Raw genomic sequence first — 6672 nt, forward strand, 5'->3', positions numbered from 1 at the left:
GCCCCGGACAGGGGCGCGGGGAACCGCGCGATCAGAGCGGGTCCTACAGCACCCGCGTCATCGTCCGGTGCGGTATCCCGGCGTCGTCGTACACCGGCCCCTCGGCCACGTACCCCAGCCGCTCGTAGAACCCGAGCGCCTGCACCTGCGCGTGCAGCTCGACCTCCACGCCCCCGCGCTCGGCCCCCGCGGCCTCGACGGCCCGGACGAGCTCCGCGCCCAGCCCCGTCCCCCGGGCCGCCGCGACGACCGCGAGCCGCCCGAGCAGCACGCGCCCCTCGACGCCCCCGGTGAGCCCGCGCGCCTGCTCGCCGAAGATCAGCCGCGCCGTCCCCAGCGCGGCCCCGTCGGCCCCGACGGCCAGCAGGTGCACCGAGGTCGCGTCGTACTCGTCGTACTCCAGCTCCTCGGGCACGTTCTGCTCGACGACGAAGACCTCACGCCGGACGGCCCGCGCCAGCTCCAGGTCCGCCTCCCCGTCGACGACCCGGACGGTGACGGCCGGCACCTCGGCGGCCGTCATCTCAGCTCTCCGCCGCGATGATGTCCAGCGCCTTCTTCAGGTCCTCCGGGTACTCGCTGGAGAACTCGACCCACTGCCCGTCCGCCGGGTGCTCGAAGCCGAGCGACACCGCGTGCAGCCACTGCCGGGTCAGCCCGAGCCGCTTGGCCAGCGTGGGGTCGGCGCCGTACGTGAGGTCGCCCACGCAGGGGTGCCGCAGCGCGGACATGTGGACGCGGATCTGGTGGGTGCGCCCGGTCTCCAGCTTGATCGCCAGCAGCGACGCGGCCCGGTACGCCTCGATCAGGTCGTAGTGGGTGATCGACGCCTTGCCGTCGCGGGTGACGGCCCACTTCCAGTCCGAGCTGGGGTGCCGCCCGATCGGCGCGTCCACCGTCCCGCTCATCGGGTCCGGGTGGCCCTGCACCAGCGTGTGGTAGCGCTTCTCGGTGATCCGGTCGTGGAACTGCCGCTTGAGGTCGGTGTACGCGCGCTCGGACTTGGCGACGACCATCAGCCCGGAGGTGCCGACGTCCAGGCGGTGCACGATGCCCTGGCGCTCGGCGGCGCCCGAGGTGGAGATCCGGTACCCGGCCGCGGCCAGTCCGCCGATCACGGTGGGGCCGGTCCAGCCCGGGCTGGGGTGCGCGGCGACGCCGACCGGCTTGTCGATCAGGACGATGTCCTCGTCGTCGTGCACGATGCGCATGCCCTCGACGGGCTCGGCGACGATCCGCACCGGCGCGGCCGGGGCGGGGATCTCGACCTCCAGCCAGGAGCCGGCGGTCACCCGGTCCGACTTGCCGGCCACGGCGCCGTCGATCATCACCTTGCCGTCGGCGGCCAGCTCGGCGGCCTTGGTCCGGGAGAAGCCGAACATCCGGGCCAGGGCGGCGTCGAGGCGCTCGCCCTCCAGGCCGTCGGGAACGGGGAGGCTGCGGATCTGCGCTGCGGTACTCACCCGTACGAGTATGCCGGAACCGCGGCCCTCCCCCGCCCGCCGGCGGTCCGGCGCTACTTCTCGCCCTGCTCCGGCTTCCCGGCCTTCCCGGGCTTCTCGACCTCCTGGTGGACGGTCCCGTCCGGGTTGCTGCCCCGGAAGGAGAGCAGGACCACCAGGATTCCGCCGCAGACGATCGCCGAGTCCGCGAGGTTGAAGACCGCGAAGTACTGGACGGAGACGAAGTCCACCACGTGGCCGCGGAAGACCCCGGGCGCGCGGAACAGCCGGTCGGTGAGGTTGCCGAGCGCCCCGCCGAGCAGCAGCCCGAGCGCGATCGCCCAGGGCAGGCTGTACAGCTTCCGGGCGATCCGCCAGATCACCACGATGACGGAGGAGGCGATCACCGTGAAGACGACGGTCAGCGCCTGCCCCATCCCGAAGGCCGCGCCCGAGTTCCGGATCACCTGGAGGGTGAGCACGTCCCCGATCACCTTGATCGCCGCGTGGTTCTCCAGCCGGGCGACCACCAGCAGCTTGCTGCCGAGGTCGATCAGGAGGGCGAGCACCGCGACGACCAGCAGCACGCCGATCCGCCGCGGACCCTTGGGCTTCCCGTCCGTCGTGCTGTCCGCGGACGCCCCGGTCGGCTCGGCCACGGGCACCTCCACGGCATCGGCGGGGGTCGGGACGGCGTCGTCCCGGGTCTGGGGGGAACCTTGCGTGCTGATGATCCGCTCCGCTGCCGGTGGAGCTCCCCCGGTCCGCAGGAGGGGGAGGGTGGTGGGCCGGTGATGGCCTGCCCGCGTTCACGAACGCGTCAGGCGGCATCCTTCAGGCGACGTTACGGGGTCGAGCGTACGGCAAGCCCGACCCCTCGCGTCCCTCCGGCCGCCCTGGTCAGCGGCGTTCCTGCTTGGCCTTGCACTGCACACAGAGCGTCGCCCGGGGGAAGGCCTGCATCCGGGCCTTGCCGATGGCCTGCCCGCAGGACTCGCAGGTGCCGAAGCCGACGCCCTCCAGCCGCTCCAGCGCGCGCTCGGTCTGCGCCAGGCTGTCGCGCGCGTTGTTGGCCAGCGCCAGTTCGCTCTCCCGCGAGATGTTCTTCGTACCGGCGTCCACCTGGTCGTCGCCGGCTCCGTCGTTGGAGTCGCGCATCAGGCCGGAGATGGCCGCCTCGGCGGCGTCGATCTCGCTGCGGAGCCGGTCCAGCTCGCTGATCAGCTCGTCGTGCAGCTCGTGGACCTCCTCGGTGGTCCACGGGTCCTCGCCCGGCCGGACCGGCAGCGTGGCCGGGTCCACGGACTCGGCGCCGCGCGGCGCGGTGACGGTGTCGGTGCCGTTCTTCGGTGCGGTAGTGGTCACGGTCCCCTCCCCTGGGTCGACCGCCACGGCCTTGCGTGCCCGCTTGGTGGCGGTACCCGCGCCGGTTCCCTTCTCAGCCATGGCTTTCGACCCCATCTACGAACGAATCGAGCCGCCGGTTCCCGGCGGCTTCCAGTGCCGGAACGATAATCCCGATCAAAACCGGTCACAACATGACATACCGACGCCTCATAACGTTCCCACCCAGGCAGCCGCCCCAACCGTCACGCCCCGTGCGCTCATGGATTTGTGCCCAGATCGACTCCGGCTAACCTCCGCCGCCGCACGCCCCCGGAGTGCTCCCGAAGCGCTCCCGGAGCATGGCCGGAGCACTCCCGGGGCGCCCGCCGGTGCGCCCGCGGACCGCCCGCCGGGAAACGCTTTGGACAAACCGACTCGCCCGGCCGATACACTGGGCCTGCAAGGCGCAGATGGGACGAGTACCGACGTACGCAGCCACCAGCGACCCGGGGACGGTGCGAGCCCGGGGGTGTGCACGGCGGGAAGATCACCCCGGAGCCGCCGGAAGAACGGCCGCCGCGATGCCGCAGCGGCCCACTAGACCCGGCAGCAAGCCCAAACAAGAGGGCCGCGAACAGCAGTACCGCGGCCAAGGAGGGTGGTACCGCGGGGCGGCTGGTCCGTCTCGTCCCTCCGGAGGATCCAGTCCCAGCATCCGCCGGAGGTAGACGCCGCGATGGCCAGCACCTACAACCCCGTCCCCGCGCAGGTGGATCTGCCTGCCCTGGAGCACCAGATCCTGTCGTTCTGGCAGGACAACAAGATCTTCCAGCGCAGCCTGGAGCAGTCCGAGGGCCGCCCCGAGTGGGTGTTCTACGAGGGCCCGCCGACCGCCAACGGCATGCCCGGCGCCCACCACATCGAGGCCCGCGTCTTCAAGGACGTCTTCCCGCGCTTCCGGACCATGAAGGGCTACCACGTCGCCCGCAAGGCCGGCTGGGACTGCCACGGCCTGCCGGTCGAGCTCGCCGTCGAGAAGGAGCTGGGCTTCTCCGGCAAGCAGGACATCGAGGCGTACGGCATCGCCGAGTTCAACGCCAGGTGCCGTGAGTCGGTCACCCGCCACACCGACGCCTTCACCGAGCTGACCACCCGCATGGGGTACTGGGTCGACCTCGACGAGGCCTACCGGACGATGGACCCGTCGTACGTCCAGTCCGTCTGGTGGTCGCTCAAGCAGATCTTCGACAAGGGCCTGCTGGTCCAGGACCACCGGGTCGCCCCCTGGTGCCCGCGCTGCGGCACCGGCCTCTCGGACCACGAGCTGGCCCAGGGCTACGAGACCGTGGTCGACCCCTCGGTCTTCGTCCGCTTCCCGCTGACCAGCGGCCCGCTGGCCGACCGGGCCGCCCTGCTGGTCTGGACCACCACCCCGTGGACCCTGGTCTCCAACACCGCCGCCGCCGTCCACCCGGAGGTCACCTACGTGGTGGCCACCGACGGGAACGAGAAGCTCGTCGTCGCCGAGCCGCTGCTCGCCAAGGCGCTCGGCGAGGGCTGGGAGACCACCGGCGAGTCCTTCACCGGCGCCGAGATGGAGCGCTGGGCCTACCGCCGCCCCTTCGACCTGGTCGAGATCGAGAACGCCCACTACGTTGTCACCGCCGAGTACGTCACCACCGAGGACGGCACCGGCATCGTCCACCAGTCCCCCGCCTTCGGCGCGGACGACCTCGCGACCTGCCGCCGGTACGGCCTGCCGGTGGTCAACCCGGTGCTCGGCGACGGCACCTTCGCCCCCGAGGTCCCGCTGGTCGGCGGCCAGTTCTTCAAGAAGGCCGACGAGGACCTGGTCGCGGACCTCAAGGAGCGCGGCCTGCTCTTCCGCCACCTGCCGTACGAGCACAGCTACCCGCACTGCTGGCGCTGCCACACCGCGCTGCTCTACTACGCGCAGCCGTCCTGGTACATCCGGACCACCGCCGTCAAGGACGCGATGATCCGTGAGAACGAGGCCACCAACTGGTACCCGGACACGGTCAAGCACGGCCGCTTCGGCGACTGGCTGAACAACAACATCGACTGGGCGCTCAGCCGCAACCGCTACTGGGGCACCCCGCTGCCGATCTGGCGCTGCGAGGAGGGCCACCTCACCTGCGTCGGCTCGCTGGCCGAGCTGTCCGAGCTCACCGGCACCGACCAGAGCGGCCTCGACCCGCACCGCCCGTACATCGACGCGGTGACCTTCGACTGCCGCGACTGCGGCGGCACCGCCACCCGCGTGCCCGAGGTCATCGACGCCTGGTACGACTCGGGCTCGATGCCCTTCGCCCAGTACGGCTACCCGTACCAGAACAAGGAGCTGTTCGAGAAGCGCTACCCGGCGCAGTTCATCTCCGAGGCGATCGACCAGACCCGCGGCTGGTTCTACACGCTGATGGCGATCGGCACCCTGGTGTTCGACAAGAACAGCTACGAGAACGTCGTCTGCCTGGGCCACATCCTGGCCGAGGACGGCCGCAAGATGTCCAAGCACCTGGGCAACATCCTCCAGCCGATCCCGCTGATGGACCAGCACGGCGCCGACGCCGTCCGCTGGTTCATGGCGGCCGGCGGCTCGCCCTGGTCGGCCCGCCGGGTCGGCCACGGCACCATCCAGGAGGTGGTCCGCAAGACCCTCCTCACCTACTGGAACACCGTCGCCTTCCAGGCCCTGTACGCCCGCACCTCGAACTGGGCGCCCTCGGCGAGCGACCCGGCCCCGGCCGACCGCCCACAGCTGGACCGCTGGGTGCTCTCCGAGCTGAACACCCTGGTCCGCGAGGTCGACGCGGCCTACGAGGCGTACGACACCCAGCGCGCCGGCAAGCTGCTGTCCGGCTTCGTCGACGACCTGTCCAACTGGTACGTCCGCCGCGGCCGCCGCCGCTTCTGGCAGGGCGACGCCGCCGCGCTCGCCACGCTGCACGAGGCGCTGGAGACGGTCACCCGCCTGATGGCCCCGCTCACCCCGTTCATCACCGAGCGGGTCTGGCAGGACCTGGTCGTCCCGGTCGCCCCGGAGGCCCCGGCCTCGGTGCACCTGGCCACCTGGCCGGAGGCCGACGAGTCGCTGATCGACACCGAGCTCTCCCGGCACATGGCGCTGGTCCGCCGCCTGGTCGAGCTGGGCCGGGCCACCCGCGCCGAGTCCGGCGTGAAGACCCGTCAGCCGCTGTCCCGCGCGCTGGTCGCCGCCCAGGGCTGGGAGGAGCTGCCGGCCGACCTGCGCGCGCAGATCGCCGAGGAGCTCAACGTCTCCACCCTGGAGTCGCTGGCGGAGGTCGGCGGCTCGCTGGTCGACACCAGCGCCAAGGCCAACTTCCGCGCGCTGGGCAAGCGCTTCGGCAAGGGCGTGCAGGACGTCGCCAAGGCGGTCGCCGCCACCGACGCCGCCCGCCTGGCCGCCGAGCTGCGCGCCACCGGCGAGACCTCGGTCGAGCTGGACGGCGAGACGGTCACCCTCTCCCCGGACGAGGTGATCATCACCGAGACCCCGCGCGAGGGCTGGGCCGTCGCCAACGAGTCCGGCGCCACCGTCGCCCTCGACCTGGCCATCACCCCGGAGCTCAAGCGGCTCGGCATCGCCCGCGACGCCATCCGCCAGATCCAGGAGGCCCGGAAGAACTCCGGCCTGGACGTCGCCGACCGCATCGTCCTGCGCTGGCGCGCCGCCTCGGAGGAGACCGCCGAGGCGATCGCCGAGCACGGTCCCCTCGTCGCCGAGGAGGTCCTCGCCACCGACTTCGCCGCCGGTGCCGCCGACTGGGAGTCCGAGACCTTCGCCGACGACTCGCTCGGCCTGGCCTTCCAGCTCCGCAAGGCCTGACCGCCCGACAACGAAGCCGCCGTCACCCCGGGGTGA

Annotated in this window: 5 protein-coding genes; 1 reads left to right on the top strand and 4 read right to left on the bottom strand. The window is 71.8% G+C overall.

Annotated elements, in window-relative coordinates:
* Positions 1–43: 43 nt before the first annotated feature.
* The 4 genes from ACFU7Z_RS33575 to ACFU7Z_RS33590 form a co-directional block, all read right to left on the bottom strand.
* On the bottom strand, positions 44–523 hold the full coding sequence (locus ACFU7Z_RS33575; RefSeq protein ID WP_049649533.1) for a GNAT family N-acetyltransferase: 480 nt from the start codon (positions 521–523) through the stop codon (positions 44–46).
* 1 nt (position 524) lies between these two features.
* The gene (locus tag ACFU7Z_RS33580; protein ID WP_049649532.1) at positions 525–1463 is read right to left on the bottom strand and encodes an RluA family pseudouridine synthase; all 939 of its coding nucleotides are present in this window, start codon (positions 1461–1463) and stop codon (positions 525–527) included.
* 53 nt (positions 1464–1516) lie between these two features.
* The gene (gene lspA, locus ACFU7Z_RS33585) at positions 1517–2176 is read right to left on the bottom strand and encodes a signal peptidase II (protein ID WP_380781700.1); all 660 of its coding nucleotides are present in this window, start codon (positions 2174–2176) and stop codon (positions 1517–1519) included.
* A gap of 166 nt (positions 2177–2342) precedes the next feature.
* Positions 2343–2807, bottom strand: a complete 465-nt coding sequence (locus tag ACFU7Z_RS33590) for a TraR/DksA family transcriptional regulator (RefSeq protein ID WP_234348203.1) — start codon at positions 2805–2807, stop codon at positions 2343–2345.
* Positions 2808–3504: 697 nt separating this feature from the next.
* Here ACFU7Z_RS33590 and ileS point away from each other — a divergent pair.
* Positions 3505–6636, top strand: coding sequence for an isoleucine--tRNA ligase (gene ileS, locus ACFU7Z_RS33595; RefSeq protein WP_380781698.1), 3132 nt, complete (start codon positions 3505–3507; stop codon positions 6634–6636).
* Positions 6637–6672: the final 36 nt, after the last annotated feature.

Origin of the sequence: Kitasatospora sp. NPDC057518, assembly GCF_042802075.1 — a bacterium.
Taxonomy (GTDB): domain Bacteria; phylum Actinomycetota; class Actinomycetes; order Streptomycetales; family Streptomycetaceae; genus Kitasatospora.

Coding starts and splice junctions, on each gene's coding strand:
- ileS (WP_380781698.1), top strand. CDS start 3,505: ATGGCCAGCACCTACAACCCCGTCCCCGCGCAGGTGGATCTGCCTGCC.
- ACFU7Z_RS33575 (WP_049649533.1), bottom strand. CDS start 523: ATGACGGCCGCCGAGGTGCCGGCCGTCACCGTCCGGGTCGTCGACGGG.